16 protein-coding genes are annotated in these 17,276 nt (G+C 43.4%); 8 read left to right on the top strand and 8 right to left on the bottom strand.

Annotated features, from left to right (window positions below; genetic code table 11):
- The first annotated feature begins 12 nt into the window (after positions 1-12).
- Positions 13-1,290, top strand: a complete 1,278-nt coding sequence (locus tag Q4486_RS00825; RefSeq protein ID WP_303517669.1) for an HD domain-containing phosphohydrolase — start codon at positions 13-15, stop codon at positions 1,288-1,290.
- Between the two features lie 74 nt (positions 1,291-1,364).
- On the opposite strand, the gene Q4486_RS00820 is transcribed toward Q4486_RS00825, so the two are convergent.
- Complete coding sequence (locus tag Q4486_RS00820) at positions 1,365-1,847, bottom strand: Lrp/AsnC family transcriptional regulator (RefSeq protein ID WP_067862066.1); 483 nt, start codon at positions 1,845-1,847, stop codon at positions 1,365-1,367.
- Between the two features lie 389 nt (positions 1,848-2,236).
- On the opposite strand from Q4486_RS00820, the gene leuA reads away from it, so the two are divergent.
- From leuA to Q4486_RS00800, 4 genes are all read left to right on the top strand, one after another.
- On the top strand, positions 2,237-3,916 hold the full coding sequence (gene leuA / locus Q4486_RS00815) for a 2-isopropylmalate synthase (protein ID WP_303517668.1): 1,680 nt from the start codon (positions 2,237-2,239) through the stop codon (positions 3,914-3,916).
- Positions 3,917-4,064: 148 nt separating this feature from the next.
- A complete protein-coding gene (locus Q4486_RS00810; protein ID WP_303517666.1) occupies positions 4,065-4,430 on the top strand; it encodes a DUF1778 domain-containing protein in 366 nt (121 codons plus the stop codon).
- Positions 4,427-4,960, top strand: a complete 534-nt coding sequence (locus tag Q4486_RS00805) for a GNAT family N-acetyltransferase (RefSeq protein WP_303517664.1) — start codon at positions 4,427-4,429, stop codon at positions 4,958-4,960. The genes Q4486_RS00810 and Q4486_RS00805 overlap by 4 nt, the downstream gene beginning before the upstream one ends.
- A gap of 330 nt (positions 4,961-5,290) precedes the next feature.
- Positions 5,291-5,881: a hypothetical protein gene (locus Q4486_RS00800; protein ID WP_303517663.1), complete on the top strand. Its 591-nt coding sequence runs from the start codon at positions 5,291-5,293 to the stop codon at positions 5,879-5,881.
- 180 nt (positions 5,882-6,061) lie between these two features.
- Here the strand turns inward: Q4486_RS00800 and Q4486_RS00795 are convergent, their stop codons facing one another.
- The 3 genes from Q4486_RS00795 to Q4486_RS00785 form a co-directional block, all read right to left on the bottom strand.
- Positions 6,062-7,171, bottom strand: coding sequence for a sterol desaturase family protein (locus Q4486_RS00795; RefSeq protein WP_303416443.1), 1,110 nt, complete (start codon positions 7,169-7,171; stop codon positions 6,062-6,064).
- Positions 7,172-7,282: 111 nt separating this feature from the next.
- Positions 7,283-8,503 (bottom strand): acetylornithine transaminase, encoded by a 1,221-nt coding sequence (locus Q4486_RS00790; RefSeq protein ID WP_303517661.1) that lies wholly within the window; start codon positions 8,501-8,503, stop codon positions 7,283-7,285.
- A 321-nt stretch (positions 8,504-8,824) separates the two neighbouring features.
- Complete coding sequence (locus Q4486_RS00785; RefSeq protein WP_303416445.1) at positions 8,825-9,313, bottom strand: NYN domain-containing protein; 489 nt, start codon at positions 9,311-9,313, stop codon at positions 8,825-8,827.
- 152 nt (positions 9,314-9,465) lie between these two features.
- Between Q4486_RS00785 and Q4486_RS00780 the strand changes: the two genes are divergently transcribed.
- From Q4486_RS00780 to Q4486_RS00770, 3 genes are read left to right on the top strand one after another with little or no spacing between them, the layout of a single operon-like run.
- Complete coding sequence (locus Q4486_RS00780; protein WP_303517658.1) at positions 9,466-10,911, top strand: diguanylate cyclase; 1,446 nt, start codon at positions 9,466-9,468, stop codon at positions 10,909-10,911.
- Positions 10,912-10,952: 41 nt separating this feature from the next.
- Positions 10,953-13,154, top strand: coding sequence for a tRNA(Met) cytidine acetyltransferase TmcA (locus tag Q4486_RS00775; protein ID WP_303517656.1), 2,202 nt, complete (start codon positions 10,953-10,955; stop codon positions 13,152-13,154).
- A gap of 35 nt (positions 13,155-13,189) precedes the next feature.
- Positions 13,190-13,825: a LysE family translocator gene (locus Q4486_RS00770; RefSeq protein WP_303517654.1), complete on the top strand. Its 636-nt coding sequence runs from the start codon at positions 13,190-13,192 to the stop codon at positions 13,823-13,825.
- A gap of 12 nt (positions 13,826-13,837) precedes the next feature.
- Here the strand turns inward: Q4486_RS00770 and Q4486_RS00765 are convergent, their stop codons facing one another.
- From Q4486_RS00765 to Q4486_RS00750, 4 genes are all read right to left on the bottom strand, one after another.
- Complete coding sequence (locus Q4486_RS00765) at positions 13,838-14,344, bottom strand: TIGR02281 family clan AA aspartic protease (protein WP_303517652.1); 507 nt, start codon at positions 14,342-14,344, stop codon at positions 13,838-13,840.
- 31 nt (positions 14,345-14,375) lie between these two features.
- Positions 14,376-14,942 carry an elongation factor P-like protein YeiP gene (yeiP, locus tag Q4486_RS00760; protein WP_303416450.1) on the bottom strand — a complete coding sequence of 189 codons (567 nt, stop codon included), beginning with the start codon at positions 14,940-14,942 and terminating at the stop codon, positions 14,376-14,378.
- 137 nt (positions 14,943-15,079) lie between these two features.
- Entirely contained in the window at positions 15,080-15,841 is a 762-nt protein-coding gene (locus Q4486_RS00755) for a hypothetical protein (protein WP_303517650.1), read from the bottom strand.
- The gene (locus Q4486_RS00750) at positions 15,838-16,995 is read right to left on the bottom strand and encodes a methyl-accepting chemotaxis protein (protein WP_303416452.1); all 1,158 of its coding nucleotides are present in this window, start codon (positions 16,993-16,995) and stop codon (positions 15,838-15,840) included. Before Q4486_RS00750 ends, Q4486_RS00755 begins: the two co-directional genes overlap by 4 nt.
- Positions 16,996-17,276 lie beyond the last annotated feature (281 nt).

The following is a 17,276-nucleotide window of genomic DNA, read 5'->3' as shown; positions in this document are numbered from 1 at the left end:
GGATGAATAACAATGGAATATCCTGATAATACAGTCCTTATCGTTGATGATGAAGCCTCAGTTTTAACCGCATTTGAGCGATTGTTACGTGTATTAAAATGCCATGTAATTACAACAGTTTCCGCTATAGATGCTTTAGCTATACTGGAAAAACAGCCTGTTGATATAGTGATTAGTGATATGCGTATGCCGGAGATGGCCGGTGAATGTTTTTTAGAACAGGTCGCCGAAAAGTTTCCCAACTGTGAACGTGTAGTGATCAGTGGTTATGCGGATGTTCAAGCAACCATTGATGCTATCAATAAAGGCCAAGTAAGCCGCTTTATCTCTAAACCTTGGGAAGATAAAGATGTGCTTAACATGGTTAAGAAAAGCTTTGAACTTGCCCAGCTTAAAAAAGAAAATGCGCGGTTAAGTGCCGAGACACAACAAAAAAATCTGGAGTTACAGGCGTTAAATCAATCATTGGATTTAAAGGTTCAGGCACGTACCGAGCAGCTTAAAGTTGCGAACCAAAGTCTTAAAAATAGTTACCGTTCCGTTGTGAGAATGTTTTCAACATTAACAACGAGACGTTTAGGTATTAAAGCATCGAGCAACAACCAAAAGCTCAATTTAATTTTTGTCTCAGTTGCTAAAAAAGCAGGTATAGAAGGGGGAGAATTAAAACAGCTCTATTTTGCATGGCAGCTACGCCAAATAGGGAAACTAAGCTTTTCCGACGATTTAATCAAAGTCCCTTATCTAAAATTAGACGCTGAGCAGCAGCGTGTATTTCAAACCCATCCCCTGTTAGCGCAAGCGGCAACGCTAATGGTTAAACCTCTCTATCCCGCTGGAAAGATAGTTTCTCAGCATAAGGAATACCTTGATGGCAGCGGTTACCCGAAAAAGCTTAAAGGGGAAGAAATTAGTTACCGAGCGCAAATTTTAGCGGTTGTTAATGATTATGTTGAGTTGATGTATGGCTTTTATGATGAGCGCCAGTACAGTACAACGGAAGCGATTAACTACTTACAAACAATAGCGGCAGAACGTTATAACCAATCCATAGTGACAATTTTAATGGAGTCGATCCAAGCGTTAAGCGATACAGGCGATGCCATTAACGATAAGTGTATACATAGTGATCAGCTTACAAAAGGGATGCGTTTAACGCGAGATCTGATCAGTGATGAGGGGATAATGTTACTCAGTTCAGAGCAGGTATTGGATGAGGTTTCTATTAACCGTATTCGTGAAATTGAATTTAACTTAGATGAAAGCCTACAGATCTACGTCTCTCAATAACTGTTAGAGATGGCTATTAGAAAAAAACGGATCGAAGAGGATTTATTTTGATCCGTTTATTATGTGATTTATCATTAAACATACTTAAGTGGCATCGCTGTACTATCGACCACTTTACGCATAATAAATGCAGATTTAACCCCTGTTACTCCCTGAATACGGGTTATTTTACCTAATAAAATATCTTGATACCTATCCATATCGGGCACCGCTATTTTAAGTTGGTAATCCGCATCATGTCCGGTGATTAGATAACACTCCATCACTTCAGGGAGTGACTGTATAGTGCGCTCAAACTCCTCAAACCGCTCAGGAATATGTTTATCCATACTGATATGCAGTATGACAAATAGATTAAGTCCTACTGAGCGTTCATTTAAACGTACAACACGATCACGAATAACGCCTGCTTCCTCTAGAGCTTTTACCCGTCGGGAGCAGGGCGCAGCGGTTAATCCTACCCGCTCGGCTAAATCCTGATTGGATAGCTCCCCATTAGCTTGTAGCTCGTGCAATATTTTTAAGTCAAAACGGTCAAGCGAGAAGGAAGTTTTCATAGTTTTTAATAGTCTGGCAATAAAATGTATAGGTTTAGTGTATTTTCTTTTTATTAATTGCGCAAACAGGTAAAAATATAATGAATAAGATCGGTAATTGCGCAGGGTGCGCTATAAACTTATCTCTATCGGTTAAGGGGCTTGTTACACCTAAGTGAGAACAGGTTGTTAGGTTGAAAATCACATATTAATCCGTATGTGAGGGGGCAATCATCATAAGTGAGCGCATCCAGCCCAGAATAGTTTTATCGAACTAACCCTTAGTGTCAAAAGCAGATAACTGAAAAATTTCCTGCTGTCATATTCGCCAAGAGTACCCGACAGCAGGTTTTACAGATTGTTTTTATCCATATAAAAAATTGTGTATTACTGAGCTATAGGTAAACCTTATGTTTGACCATAAAAAATATCGCCGTTTTGAAACCGTCCGCTTAACTGACCGTACTTGGCCGGATCAAGAGATCAATAAAGCACCTGACTGGTGTAGTGTAGATCTGCGTGATGGTAATCAAGCACTGGTAAATCCTATGTCAGTTGTGCAGAAAACCCGCATGTTCACCTTGTTGGTGAAACTAGGTTTCAAAGAGATCGAAGTAGGTTTCCCTTCAGCCTCTCAGCCGGATTTTGATTTTGTCCGTAAATTGATCGAAGAGAACCGCATCCCTGATGATGTAACCATACAGGTATTGACTCAAGCACGAGAAGGATTGATTAAACGTACCTTTGAGTCCCTAGAGGGTGTGAAACGCGCCAATGTGCATGTGTATAACTCCACATCTATTGTTCAGCGTGAACAAGTTTTTAATATGAGCCGTGACGAAATAAAAACTATAGCGACTCAAGGAGCGTGTTGGGTTCGCGACTATGCGGCTCAATACCCTGCAACTGAATGGGAGTTTCAATACTCACCTGAAAGCTTTACCGGAACCGAGATTGATTACGCTATAGAAGTTTGTGATGCGGTGATCGCTGAATGGACACCTGAAAACGGCCAAAAGATTGTCATCAACCTACCGGCAACGGTCGAGATGTCATCGCCTAATGTTTATGCCGATCAGATCGAGTATTTCTGTCGTCACCTTAAGCAGCGGGATCAGGTTCGTATCAGTTTGCATACCCATAACGACCGTGGCTGCGGCGTTGCAGCGGCCGAGTTGGGTGTGATGGCGGGTGCAGATCGAGTTGAAGGTACCTTAATTGGTAACGGTGAACGTACCGGCAATATGGATATAGTGACCATGGGGATGAACTTGTACTCTCAAGGTGTCGATCCTGAGTTAGACTTTTCCAATATTCCCGAGATTATTGATGTGGTGGAATACTGTACTGAGCTACCGGTTGCTGCACGTCACCCTTGGGCGGGCGAGTTGGTCTACACTGCATTTTCCGGCAGTCATCAAGACGCGATTAGAAAATCAGTTAACTACCATACCGAGCATCAACAAGCCCATTGGAATGTAGCGTATCTACCGATCGATCCACGGGATATTGGTCGTGAATATGAAGCGGTTATTCGTATTAACAGCCAAAGCGGTAAAGGCGGTGTCGCCCTTGTTTTGGAACGGGATTTTGGTATTGAGCTACCTAAATGGATGCATGCACCTTTGAGTCAGCAGGTACAGCAGGCAGCTGAAACCCAAGGGGTGGAGCTATCTGCGGCGACCATTAAAACTATTTATGAGCAAAGCCTTGTCAGCGTACCTGCTCAATGGCAACTAAATGACTATGAGCTGCATACAGACTCAAACCAAGTGAGTGCACAGTTTAGTATTGGTGAGGCCCAATTCTCAGGTAAAGGAGCTGGCGCCCTAGAAGCATTGTGTGATGCCTTGGCCAAGCAGTACCAATGTGAGATTGAAGTCAGCCATTTTGATGAGCACTCAATCGGCGCCGGTACGGATGCCCAAGCTTTAGCTTCTATCTGTGTTGCTATCAATGGTGCGCTAGAGTACGCCGTTGCAACCAATGAAGACACCTCGGCTGCTGCGCTACAAGCGATGTTAACCGCTTTTAGCCGGCAAGCCATTAAGGTCGCACCTAGTATGCAAGGTACGGAACAAGTCGCCTAAAGTAGTGAAGCGTTGTAGTGATACACAGCTAAAACAGCCCGCGTTACCGCTAATCAGGATCTTAAAACCCGCTTTCTAGTTAAAGCGGGTTTTTTTATGTCACCGAATCAAGGAAAGAGGGAGGCTGCGTATCCATAGGTTATATCTGATGCTTATCCGGCTATTATCCGTACAAATTGAGTTGATTCAGCAAGTGCAGTATAATTTTAATATGTACGGATATATTCCGTACATTGGAGGGCGTATGGCAACGGCACGTTTAGATATTCGTCTTGATGAAGAGATTAAGGCAAAAGCAGAAAAAGCCTCAGCGTTACTTGGTTTAAAGAGTTTGACTGAGTATGTTGTTAGGGTAATGGATGAGGATGCAACTCACGTAATTGAAGCGCACGAAAGTATGGTTGTTACAGACAGCATCTTTGACGAATTTATGGCAGCCTGTGATAAGGCTAACGCACCCAATCAGGTATTGCTTGATGCAGCAAAGCTTGCAGATGAGAGCGGTATCAAGTGAGGTGGGGTAAAACCTTCGTTGAGCTGAGTAAATCGGAACATGACCGTAATCCGTTTGATTGCGGCGAAGAAAAGTTAAATAGCTTCATAAAAACACAAGCCGTTAAGCACATGCAAGCGAGTATCAGTCGTACCATGGTGCTGCCTAGTGCTTTACCGCTGCCTAATCAGAAATACGCGATTTGTGCATTTTATACGGTCGCGCCTAGCTCGATTAGTCGTGAAACCTTGCCTGTCCAGATAGCAAATAAACTCCCTCGATATCCAATTCCTGTATTTCTACTAGCGCAACTTGCCGTACACAAAGAGTTTCAGGGGGAAGGTTTAGGAAAGGTTAGCCTGATCCGTGCGCTAAAGTACCTATGGGATGTTAATCACCATATGAGGGCTTATGCTATTGTTGTCGATTGTCTGACCGATTCTGCGCAAGCCTTTTACGCAATGTTTGGCTTTAAAAGGCTATGTGAGCATAACGGACATGTGCGAATGTATTTGCCGATGAAAACGGTAGAGCAGCTTTTTAATCGATAAGGTATCAATCAACGTATTTAAGAGCGGCTTAAAATCAGGAGAAAGAGGAAAAGGGCTACACAGGATTTTAACCCTATGGCAGTATAAAAATACCAAGGAGAATCAAAGGTTCCCTCAGATATGGCTTGTAGATGGATGGACTCATTGTTTTTTAAGCACTGTATAAGCACGAAGGGCGTCTTTTTTATCGGAGATACTTAGGTTTAGGTCTAATAGATCCCAATATCACTGTTGATTGTAAGGTGCTCTAAAATAGAGCGTGGAAAGATACGTTAAAGTGGCGTGTTGTTCACGAAGAATTGTTATGTATTTACATGTTAGGCATCAAAAATGGAACTTATCCCAGTTACGGTTATCTTTGCAATCTTGCTGTTTGTTTTGAAAGAGTCTATTGAGATATATCGAAAGCGGAAAGCAAAGCAAAGAAAGATAAACGCTATTAAAGAGTTACTAAAATATGAAGTCTTTCAGAACTATAAAGCATTAAAAAATTTTTATTCGGCAATTTCTTTTTCTGAAAGGTCCGAGGTTCTACCTGATGAAGATGAGCGGATTGTATCTTTAGTTACTGGCGAACTTAAATATCAACGAGTTAATTCAGAGGGTACGGTCGTTGCTGGTAAGCATATTTATCGTGCATTTTTTGATGAATGTACAAGATCACTACCTGTTTTAGCGGAGCTTAGCCTTGATGAATACAAAATAGTTAAGAGTGGGTATGGCTTTATTCATGAACTCGATTATTTAATTGAGTCTTACATCGAGTACCTGACTATTCCGGGGAAAGAATTTCTTTTTAATGGTTTTTGTGAGTATGCAAAAGAAAAAAGAAAAGAAATGGATCTTGGAGTTTTAGAGCTATATGAGCACTTGGCAGGTAAACCCATGCCTAAAAATTTATATCAGTATGGGTTGTTATAAATTAAATAGAGACAAGCGCTAAGCAAAGAAACGGCCTTTTTCTCCGTTTCACATAATAGAGGGTTAGTTCTAATCACTAGATAAATGTCAGAAATTGACTGAGTGTGTTAGTTCGCTGACTTGATCGATCATAAAAACTAAACCGATGAGCGATCATCGGTTTAGTTGTTTTAGTGTCGGTTAACTTTTTACTTTAAGCGGGAACGCCTGCTGCTTTATCCAACCTTCTGGTACGTAGTCACCTACCACCCCATAGGCTTCAGGCCACTCGTTTTGTCCCCGTACGGCGGTGCCGAAAAGGTAATCAATAAAGGCAAAGTGTGCGGCATAGTTGCGATCAATGGCTGCTTTATCGGATGAGTGGTGCCAGTGGTGAAACTGAGGGGTGACGATAATATATTTCAGCCAGCCAAATTTTATCTGCGCATTGGTGTGGTTTAGCACGGCTTGGAAGCCCACGATGATGATATAGGCATCGATAACGCTTTTATCAAAACCTAAGATAAAGATCGGGGCGAGTACGCCACAGCGGGTTAAGGTGAGTTCGGCAATATGCTGACGGGAACCTGCGAGCCAATCCATCGTTTTCGCACTGTGGTGAATCGCATGGAAACGCCAGAAAAAAGGCACTTCGTGGTAAACGCGGTGCAGTGCATATTGGACAAGATCGGCCACCAACAACACCAATAATAGTTGGCTAAACCAACTAAAGTTCTGTACCCATTCTTGGGAGCCCCGTTCAACGGCCCAGCCAAATGCGTTGGAGACAAACTGATTGGCTGCAAGTAGAACAAAGCCAACAATCAGGTGATTTACAAAGAAGTGGTGTAGATCGGTTTGCCATTCAGGTCTTAGGATCGCTTGTTTTCGGTGGGGAATGATCTTCTCTATAAAGATGAAGATCAGTGTGGAGCCAAGAAGATCCAGAATAAACCAATCTAGCCCTAAGTAAGCGCTACTTTGTTCAAAGTCAGAGACCTCGACACGATGCCCACCTAACGCGATAGCGATAGTAATCAGAGACCATGCCACTAAACCTGCCCGTTTATTAGTGTTACGGACAAAGTTAAGCAGACCTAAACTACCGGATATGATTAGGGCAATAAACATAATCATACGAATAAGTTCTACATCGTAGGCTGCTCGCAGTTCTGGCGTGGTCAGGTATTCGGGGAAATGAAAGGCCAATACACCGAGTAAACTAAGTGCAGCTAACGTAACTGCTATATAGCCACTAATTCGCCCCTCGCCGAAACGTAGTTGCCCCCCTTGCAGATTCTTTAATAGCATCCTATGCCTCTTGTCGTATGTTATTAGCTAATGGTATTGAACGAGAGCATGGCGCCTCGGCTCTTAATCTGTAGGGATTATATAGTAGAGTGGGGCGCTCACATATAGCCGTTAATGGCTTAGGCTAAGAGGATGAACGTTTTTGCTCGACTCCAATAGCTGGGTTAAACAGGCGATGCATCTGTCTACTTCTGCTTCAGTTATATTAAGGGCAGGCATAAATCTGAGTGTATGCTCTTTGGGTGCATTGATTAATAGGCCCTGTTCCCGTGCTTGTTCAACTAAGTCTGGGGCGGAATAGCTCTGTGTTTCTAAGGCTAACAAAAGGCCTTTGCCTCTTACTTCCCCCAAGCCAAATTTTGCACTGAGGGCTTTTAGCTGTTGTTGGAAGTAAATACCTATCTTCTCTATGTGCGGCATAAACTGTGGTTCCAATACTGATGAGAGTACCGCATTAGCAACCGAACACATCAGAGGATTACCATTAAACGTACCACCCTGATCGCCATAATCAAAACAGCTTACCTGTTTAGTAGCGAGTAACGCGGAGATAGGTACACCGCCGCCAAGTCCTTTACCTAAGGTCATAATATCCGGCTGTATATCAAACTGCTGGTAAGCGAATAGGCTGCCTGTTCTGGCGATGCCGGTTTGTACTTCATCGATAATCAGTAATAGATTATGTTGTTTACATAGGGCTGCAAGGCCTAACACAAATTCACTATCTGCGCTGATAACACCGGCTTCACCTTGAATTAGTTCTAGCATGATGGCGACGGTTTGCTTATCTATCGCCTGTTCGGTCGCCGCCAATTGGTTAAAAGGAACTTTAGTAAAGCCGCTCACTTTAGGTTCAAAAAGTGGCGCAAAGGCGTCTTTCCCTGTGGCGGACATAGTGGCTAAAGTTCTGCCATGAAAGCTCTGTGCGAAGGTGATGATTTTAAATGCACCTGATTTATTTTTTTGTCCCCATTTTCTAGCGAGCTTTATTGCGCCTTCATTCGCTTCTGCGCCGCTGTTGGCAAAAAAGACCTGATCGAATACGGAGTGAGCGCATAAAGTGGCCGCAAGATTGATCATTGGTTTATTAAAAAAGGCGGGGCCAGGGTTAATTAACTGAGCTGATTGGTCTAACAGTGCTTTTTGAATCACATCAGGGCTATGGCCCAAGGTATTAACTGCCCAGCCTTGCATAAGATCTAAATAGGCTTTGCCTGATTGATCGTATAAATAATGGCCTTTGCCCTTAGTAAAGCAGATGTCAGGTCTTGGGGTGATGGGCATTAAATGTTCTTTCTGTATAGCGAGTGTTGGGTCTATAGGTGTAGACATGGTTTTTTCCTTAATGGTTAATCAAGTTTTTCATCCGCTTGTTAGCTCGATGCAAATAGAATTGAGGTTCTTTAGGGCACAAAAAAACCGCGGGGGTTAGCCTGCGGTTTCTTAAAGGGTGATACGCTTTAGGTTATTTAGCGTCGTCGGTCAGCAACACCCAGTAAGGCACAGGCAATGGATACACGACGTCGTAGTGTATTGTTGGCTGGCTGAATAGGGCCTGTTGGGAGATTGCTTTGAGTATTCATAGTTAACGGAGTATGTCAGCGGAGCCTTTATTGGGTCAACAAAAAATTTAGCCGCTTAGCGTTTTTTGTTTTAACAGATTAATAGCTGCGGCAATATTGGTTTATAAATGTCGGCGGCATTAATCAGTGATTTAGCCGTGAGTGCTTGTACGGCATACACTTCAGTTGTGACATGGTATTTTTCACGCACCTTTTTTAATAACAAGTCAAAGTCACCATCTCCTGAGAGTAAAATGACGGTGTCTACGTCGGCTGAATGCTCCATCACATCAATGGTAATACCTACATCCCAATCGCCTTTGGCGGAGCCGTCTTTACGTTGGATAAAGGGTTTGAGTTTTACATCAAAGCCTATGTGACGTAGTGCATCTTGGAACTTACGCTGACCATCATTGTTACTTTCAATCGCATAGGCGAAGGCGTGAGTGATCTCACCCTCTTGGCTAATAATCTTCCAGAATTTACGAAAATTAAAAGGGCAACCAAACGCCTGACGGGTGGTGTAATAGATGTTTTGTACATCAACAAAGATGGCGATTTTTTTAGCTGATTTACTCACGGATAACCTGTAACGCTTAAATTAAGGGGTTCACTATATCAGACCCCGTCGCTATCTCACGGAAATGCTGGAAAAAACAGTTCGGGTGAACTATCGTAGCAATAATAACGAGGTTTACTGAACCTTACTGATTGATTCATCGGAGCTTTTTAATGTCTGTTTCAGACGAGACGCCTACCTCAAGTAAGCCCACATCTACCATGTCTGCTACTGGTAAAGCGAAAAAACGGATTGATGTCGCTGTTGCTTTCGCCCTTTGTGGTGCGTTGTTTTCCCTACTTATCTTCCTTTATATGTTTAAACAGGAAAGGGATACAGTTATTCAGAGCTTTTATGTCCAGATTGCAGAAGATGTAGCACTTTTTGAGCAAAAACTTACCTACACCTATTATGGTATGGAATCTTTACAGGCTTATTTTGATCTGGCGGCTGAAGAGAATAGTGTTGATTTAAGTGTTGCTGCGCGGCGTATAGTTAATTCTAGCCAAGGAATAGAGGCATTACTCTGGTTGCCTGAAGGGCAGCTGAGTCCCACTCTTTTTACTGTTTCAGAGAGTGATTTAGCTACAGGGCATGTAGAGCAGGTCTTAGTGGATATTTTTAAGAGTGATATGGCCGTAACTCAAGTTATCCAGTTAGCTGAAAAGCCTGTATTGGTCGTGTCTACAGGCCAAGATCAGCAGCGCATGCTGGGTCTTCTGGATGTGGAAAAAGTGATGAAAACAAGTCTTGAAAATAGTTTGCAGAATGAGTTGGTCGTTCATCTTTTTTCTTCGACGGCGGAGTCTGATAAGCCTATTTTCTCTATGGGACAAGGAATTGTTGCAGAAGACTCGATCATAGATAAAGTCATCACTTTACCGGATGGCACTGAACTTACTTTGAGTTTTGCGGCTACAGAGTCTTATCTTGCTGCAAAAATGAACTATACCTCTGTGTTGTTTCTACTAACCGGCTTATTGTTATCTTTACTCTTAGCCTCTTACCTTAAGCGACTTGGTTTGCAGCTAACAAGACTGAAAGATGAGCAGGAGATTCTATCAGAGCAGATGATAGACACATCATGGAATGATCCTCTTACTGGCTTAGTGAACCGTACCCACTTTGATGAAACTTTAGATATTGAATGTCGCAGAGCGGTACGTGAGTTCTCTCCTTTATCTATGATTTTATTGCGCATTGACGATTTTACTCGCTACCGTGATCATTATGGTGTTGATGCTGCGGATATTTTGGTTCAGCGTATCTCTGAGACCTTAAAGAGCTGTGTGAGTCGGCCGGGAGATATATTGGCCCGTGTCGATGACAGTCAGTTTGGATTTATTTTACCATCGACCAATGAGCTGGTTGTTCAGCTAGCTGAACGTTGCTCTCTAGCGGTAAGGACATTGGCGCTGCCAAATGAGTCAGAGGCGCAGGACTTATGCGTCACGGTAAGTTTAGGTGTTGTGACACTGCAACCGACCCGTCTGTTAACGGCTGAGCGTTTATTTGATGTAACTAAGCAGCAGCTAGCGCTAGCCAGTGAAGCTGGAGGCGATCAATATAAAGCTTATATTGAGAATAACTCTGAGCCCTCGCTCACTTATTCAGTCTAAATGCCTCTTTAGGCTCAGTGATCCTAACTTAAGAGAGATATATGGCTGTCATTGAATCCCTATTTACACGCTTGCAGAACGATGCAGAACAGCATAATCATCGTCGTTTGCTGGTGGTTAGTGGTTCTAAAGCGTGGTGTGGGATTCAAGCTCAGCATCTTAATAACCTACCGGATTTACTTTGGATTGGTGAATCGCTCTCTTTACAAGGAAAAGCTTCTCAAACTTCTCCCTATATTAATGCTTCTGACCTTCATCTTCTTTTAGGGCAAACAGTCTCTTCTGTTGTGTTTAATGCTTGGGATGGCTTTAACCCGAATAGTTTTGGTCAAATAGCGGGTGCATTGGCGGGGGGCAGTTTGCTGGTGTTGGTCTGCCCTGATTTAGATGAGTGGCCTGAATATGATGACCCGGAACATAAAAGCATAGTGGCTTATCCGTATCAGAGTAGTGATGCGGGCCGCCGTTTTATCTCTCGGGTGGTTATGTTGTTAGAAGATGATGCTTATACGGTCATCTATCGTGAAAAAAACACCTTAGCGGGTGTAGAGATTGAACTACCCGAAGTGTTGATCTCTGATGAAATGCGTGGCGATGATGATCCTATTCTGCCTAATAAAACAGTAGATCAACAACATGCCGTTGAACTGATTCTGAGTCAGTTTAGGCGTGGTCGTCGTCCCGCCGTATTGACTGCTGATCGAGGTCGAGGGAAGTCGGCTGCTTTAGGTATTGCGGCAGCTCAATTGTCGGGATTGGATTATAAACAGGTATTAATTACTGCACCAGATTATGCCGCTGTAGATGAAGTTTTTAGTAGGGCTCATCAGCTCCTACCGGATTACCAATACAGTAAAGGTTTAATGCAGAACGGGGATCATCAGATACGTTTTTTAGAACCTGAGTTAGCATTGAGAGAGTTGGGCGAAGGACAGGTTTTATTGGTTGATGAAGCGGCAGCGATCCCCGTGCCGATTTTGTCGAAGTTACTACAGCGTTTTCCTCGTATTGCCTTCGCCTCGACGGTTCATGGTTATGAAGGCACAGGGCAGGGATTTAGCGTTCGATTTAAGAAAGTACTCGATCGTGATGCCCCTAATTGGAAAAATCTTCACCTTCAGCAGCCCATACGTTGGTCAGCACAGGATCCGCTGGAATCATTGACGTTTCAGCTGTTGTTACTGAATGCGCAAGCGGTTGATAAGCACGTTTTATTGGATGCCTATAGCGCTGAGCAGACGCGTAATATTCAACCTGTAATAGAAAAGATAGATCGTGATCTGCTGATTGAGGATTACGATACTTTAGGTCAGTTATTTGGGTTACTGGTACTGGCTCATTATCGTACATCACCAGGTGACCTACGTGTTTTGCTAGATAGCCCTAATTTACATATATGGCTACTTAAAATAGATAACAACGTTGCCGGGGCGGTATTAGTGGCAGAAGAGGGACCTCTACCCGCGGAATTAGTTGATGATATCTGGTCGGGAAAACGCAGGCCACGAGGTCATCTACTTCCGCAAACCTTAGTCTGTCAGGAAGGTGCTAAAGCGGCTGCCCATTTAAGGGCGGGGCGCATTATGCGTGTTGCTATCCATCCAGTACTTCAGCGAGAGCAGTTGGGGAGTACCTTATTAAGTGCAGTCCAAAGATATGCTAAAGCTGAAGGGTGGGATTATTTAGGGGCTAGTTTTGCTGCCAGCACAGACCTTATGGGTTATTGGCAAAGTAATGGTTTTGAAACGGTTCGATTAGGGACAGCTAAAGACAGTGTGAGCGGTAGCCATGCAGCGGTCGTTATTGTGGCTCTTTCCGCCGAGGCCAAAGCATTACAGGAACACTTGCGGCAACGGTTTTTAGAGCAGATTAATTACCGTTTAAGCGATGATCTGATCGATTTGGATATACCGCTCGTTTGTCGGTTATTACAGCATGGGGAAGGCCCGTTTGAATTAACCACTCATGATTGGTCCGATTTAGATGCGTTTTGCTACCATAATCGAAGTTATGAAAGTTGCGCTTATATCCTGCATAAGCTGTTATTGCTTTTCCTGAAAAAGGTGTCAGAGAATCGGTTGCAGATCTTCTTACAGAATAATGATTTTCGCTTGCTTATGGAGCGTAATATGCAGCAAAGAAGTTGGGCGTTGCTTGAAAAACGGGGGCAAGGCCGGAAGCAGTTAATGCGTCAATTCCGTGAAGTGGTATTGCGCATCATGGCGGTTGTTAAAGAAAATTAAGACTTAGTCTGTTGTGCTGACAAGGAGTAACAGTAGTGATACCTGTCGAATCTATTATTATGTTTATTACGGCTTCAGCACTACTGGCGGTTGTGCCGGGACCAGATAATCTTTTTGTGTTAACTCAGTCAGCAATTCATGGGCGGGCTGCGGGGATTATGCTTTCTTTAGGGCTTTGTACCGGTTTGATTGTCCATACCTCAGCCGTTGCGCTGGGTGTTGCTGCTATTTTCCAAACATCGGTTGTAGCGTTTACTGTGTTGAAAGTAATAGGGGCTATCTATCTTGTTTATTTGGCTGTGCGTGCATTTCAAGCGTCTGCTGACAGTGTTGAATTAACGCGCCGAGGTGCTCTGTCACTAAGTGCCTTATACCGTCGCGGTATCCTTATGAATATCACTAACCCTAAGGTTTCTATCTTTTTTCTGGCTTTTCTTCCGCAATTTGTTGTGCCGGAAAAGGGGGCGTTTACCCAGCAAGTTTTTATGCTCGGTGGTGTTTTTATGTTGGTGGCGTTGGCTGTTTTGTGTGTTATCGCGATGTTAGCGGCGGGTTTGGGGTATTGGCTTAATCGCTCACCGGTCGCTCAGCTGTATCTGAATCGCCTAGCTGGCGTGGTATTTATTGGGTTAGCGTTGAAATTGGCTACATCTAAAGCGATACCAAGCTAGTGAGTGCAGCTCTTAACGTCGTAAAGTTAGCGTATTGCCTTTTTGCGTAATTTCAAGATGTTTCATAAAACTCATACCTAGCAATACGGTCTCACCGTCCATATAAGGGTTTATATGGCCACGAATATCGTATAGTTTAATGCCTCCCAATTGCACGCTATCGAGTGTGCTGTTATAGACCGAGATATTGCCGTTTGCGGTGCTTACTTCAGAGCGAAAACCTCTAGTTAAGCCGATTTTTTCTGCAACAGCTTCAGGAATGCTGATCGTTGTTGCACCGGTATCAAGGAGGAAGGTAACCGCTGTGCCGTTAATCTTGCCAGGCGCTACATAATGGCCTGAACGGTTTCGCTGCAGTACTACTTCTGCGTTGCTGCTATCGCTGACTAAGCTTTGATTCGGGTTGTACTGCTGGGAGATGGTATCTTCAAAGAAAAGGTAGAGCAGGCCAAGCAGTAACACCCAAGTGATCATCCACATGCCTTGGCCAATACGTTTGGGAGTATGTTGCTGTGTCATTTTGGTACTCTACCTTTTGTCATTTAAGGGGTTATGCACGTTCCATAAATTTACCGGTTTCGGTATTTATTTTTACTTTTTCCCCTTCTTTAATGTATTCAGGTACTTGAACTTCCAAGCCATTTGAAAGAATGGCTGGCTTTGTTCGGCCTGTTGCACTCGCCGCCTGCATCCCAGGAACGCACTCCGCTATAGTAAGTACGACACTGCTGGGCATTTGGATGGTAAGAACTTCACCGTCAATCATCATTGCTTGGATATTTTCCATACCATCTTGCAGGTAGGGCAGCTGTGCTTCAATGGCGGCAGAGTTTAATAAATACTGATTGTAATCTTCACTGTCCATAAAGGTGAATGTGTCATCTTCACGGTAGAGGTAGGAGCAGCTACGGCGCTCCAGCTGAACCTCTTTTAATATATCACTGCCGATAAAGGTGTCTTCATACTTTCCGCCGCCGGGTAACTGGCTAAAACGGACTTTGTATAAAGTGTTTGCACCGCGTGAGCTTGGGCTGCGAACATCAATGCTGTGAACTGAGTAGTAGTTATTGTTGATTTCAAGGACCATCCCTTTCTTTAATTCTGAAGCCTTAGGCATAGCAGTATCCGTTAAACGCTTATAATTAGCGTTGATTGTATTGGAGTGCAGTAGAGAGGAAAAGGGCAGTTGGTATAAAAAGGGCCAGCTCTGATATGGTTAGAGGGGCCCTTTTATATATGGAGTAGATGGTATTGTTAGCTGAGCTGGTTAAGATGCTCTCGTGTAATGGCTAACTGTTCATCAATCGCTAGGGTTAGCTGGTCAAAATAGATGCGTGGTTCTATCTGTATTTTTTCTGGAGAAAGAATCTCATTATTAATTAGTGTCACTATCTGTCTTGTATTGCAGCGATCCAATTGGGTGCTTTCTAAGTTTTGTAGCTGATAGAGCAGTTGCACGCGAACATCTGCTGGACATTGGCCTAGAGAGGCTGCTTTGTTGCCTAGGGCTCTTAAACGTCCGAGTGATTCAGCAAACTGTGGGCGTTTTAACACATTATGCCAGAGGTTTTGATTGTCATGATTAGTTTCCTGCGCGGTCAGTGAGCAGGTATCTGCAATCACGGTTAGCTCATGGAGTAATTTTTCGATGAGCTGACAATGGGGCATAAAGCTATTGTCGGGTGATGCACTGATCTTTTGCCAATTAATATGTTGGAGCCTTATACGGGTAGGGTTACCGCTATAATCGCTTTTTAAGAGGGGAGACCAGAGGGCGTCGATTTCTTGGCTTAATCTATGCTGTTCTGACTGATTCTGTTGTAAGTTCGCGCACAGACCACGATGACGTTGCATCTTTTGCATAAGCTCTAATATTTGAGAGAGCTGGTTGATGCCCCGTTGCCGTTTGGCTGCTCGTCGTTTGGCCAGTTTGTTACGATGATAGAAATTGACGCTGAGCATAATAATTAAAAGAGCGCCGAAAATGCTGGCTTCGATCATACTTGCTTCGATCATTTTGTAGGCTCCTTTTGAACAGATTTTTCGGCTAACTTTTCAAGATACCCTGTTAATTCCGTCAAGGAGCTAGCCTGTTCGCTATGTTGCTGTAGAAGCATACCTATATTAGTAAGCTTCTCACTGAGTTCATTACTGGCTGAGGCATGTTCATCGATTGAATGGTTAACTTCGCTTATGAGTTCTAAGCTGGTGTTGCTGCCGTCTTCAATTGCCTGTAAAAGATCGAGCATATGAGTACATGTATCAGATCCAGTATTAAGCATTGTTTCACAGCTATCCATGCTTGTTGTAACTTCACCAACGCGATTAAGCATGGAGCTTACTAATTGGGTGATATCTCCTGTCGCTTTTTCGGTACTACCCGCGAGTAGGCGGACTTCATCGGCGACGACGGCGAATCCTCTTCCTGCTTCGCCCGCACGTGCTGCTTCTATCGCTGCGTTTAAGGCTAGTAGGTTGGTTTGCGCTGCAACCTTCTCGATTGTACTGACAAATGCTTGTATAGCTTCAGCTTCGTTGGTTAGTTGGTTTATTTTAGTTACAGCTTCAGAAAATTGGGTACGAACATCGGTTATTGAGTGGCTGAGTTGTTGGGCCTCTTCGCTTCCTTTAATGCATAAGGATTGGGAGCTCTGGGCGTTACTATGTGTTTTTTGTATGTGTTCTCTAATTATGTGTACCGTTTGGCTCATCTCTTCTGAGGCGCTTGCAACGGTTAATAACTGGTTTTGTTGTTCAGATGCTGCATCGGCTGTATGTGTCGCCAGATTTTCCAATTCGTGCGTAGAAAACTTCATCTCGCTGCAAAGCTGATTTGATAGATCATTTAGCTCTTCGTAATTACGTGAAACGCTATAAAGGCTTTGTGTTAAGTCTCTTAGAGGTTTGTCGCTACTGGAGTGTTGTTCACGAAATTGCAGGTCTTGATTCGCGAAAGCATGAATAACCGATGCAAGGTTGCTCCAGCGCTGCTGGCACATATATATAAAGCTGATTTGTAAGTAGCTCAGGGGGATTAAAGCCCACAAGGCTGATTTGATGTCGTATGCTTGGGAGATTACCACTAAAAGCCAGCAGCAAAGTAATAGAAGACCTGACGTTTTTAGTGATACTTTGCTTAGTAGTGAATAGCCAAAAGATAATAGCAACATGCTTTTTCCTCAAAAATTCCAGTCCCCTTGGTTAGTTCTGCAAGAGTTAAGCCATAAATAACCTTCTGCCTTGCGATGCTCATTTTTCGGGCGTTATCTTTAAGTTGAAGGAACTATAGTGGGGCAATTTAATGGTTTTTTAGAAGCCGGGTGCACGCTTTAGGTGCTTTTCAGTTTTTTGTGGTGCGTTATTGAGGAATAAACTCAATCGAGGATTATGGCTAAGTCAGCGTAGCTATTTGGGTTTTGATCCAAATTTATTAGTATATTTCTTATCGGGT

This window comes from Neptuniibacter sp. 2_MG-2023, from assembly GCF_030547495.1.
Classification (GTDB): Bacteria; Pseudomonadota; Gammaproteobacteria; order Pseudomonadales; family Balneatricaceae; genus Neptuniibacter.
The sequence above is the reverse complement of the archived record's forward strand: the minus strand, read 5'-3'. Positions and strand labels throughout refer to the sequence as shown.

Excerpts from the sequence above, each read along its gene's own strand:
- Q4486_RS00825 (WP_303517669.1), top strand. The coding sequence starts at position 13 with ATGGAATATCCTGATAATACAGTCCTTATCGTTGATGATGAAGCCTCA.
- Q4486_RS00820 (WP_067862066.1), bottom strand. The coding sequence starts at position 1,847 with ATGAAAACTTCCTTCTCGCTTGACCGTTTTGACTTAAAAATATTGCAC.
- leuA (WP_303517668.1), top strand. The coding sequence starts at position 2,237 with ATGTTTGACCATAAAAAATATCGCCGTTTTGAAACCGTCCGCTTAACT.
- Q4486_RS00810 (WP_303517666.1), top strand. The coding sequence starts at position 4,065 with ATGCTTATCCGGCTATTATCCGTACAAATTGAGTTGATTCAGCAAGTG.
- Q4486_RS00800 (WP_303517663.1), top strand. The coding sequence starts at position 5,291 with ATGGAACTTATCCCAGTTACGGTTATCTTTGCAATCTTGCTGTTTGTT.
- Q4486_RS00795 (WP_303416443.1), bottom strand. The coding sequence starts at position 7,171 with ATGCTATTAAAGAATCTGCAAGGGGGGCAACTACGTTTCGGCGAGGGG.
- Q4486_RS00790 (WP_303517661.1), bottom strand. The coding sequence starts at position 8,503 with ATGTCTACACCTATAGACCCAACACTCGCTATACAGAAAGAACATTTA.
- Q4486_RS00780 (WP_303517658.1), top strand. The coding sequence starts at position 9,466 with ATGTCTGTTTCAGACGAGACGCCTACCTCAAGTAAGCCCACATCTACC.
- Q4486_RS00775 (WP_303517656.1), top strand. The coding sequence starts at position 10,953 with ATGGCTGTCATTGAATCCCTATTTACACGCTTGCAGAACGATGCAGAA.
- Q4486_RS00765 (WP_303517652.1), bottom strand. The coding sequence starts at position 14,344 with ATGACACAGCAACATACTCCCAAACGTATTGGCCAAGGCATGTGGATG.
- yeiP (WP_303416450.1), bottom strand. The coding sequence starts at position 14,942 with ATGCCTAAGGCTTCAGAATTAAAGAAAGGGATGGTCCTTGAAATCAAC.
- Q4486_RS00755 (WP_303517650.1), bottom strand. The coding sequence starts at position 15,841 with ATGATCGAAGCAAGTATGATCGAAGCCAGCATTTTCGGCGCTCTTTTA.
- Q4486_RS00750 (WP_303416452.1), bottom strand. The coding sequence starts at position 16,995 with ATGTTGCTATTATCTTTTGGCTATTCACTACTAAGCAAAGTATCACTA.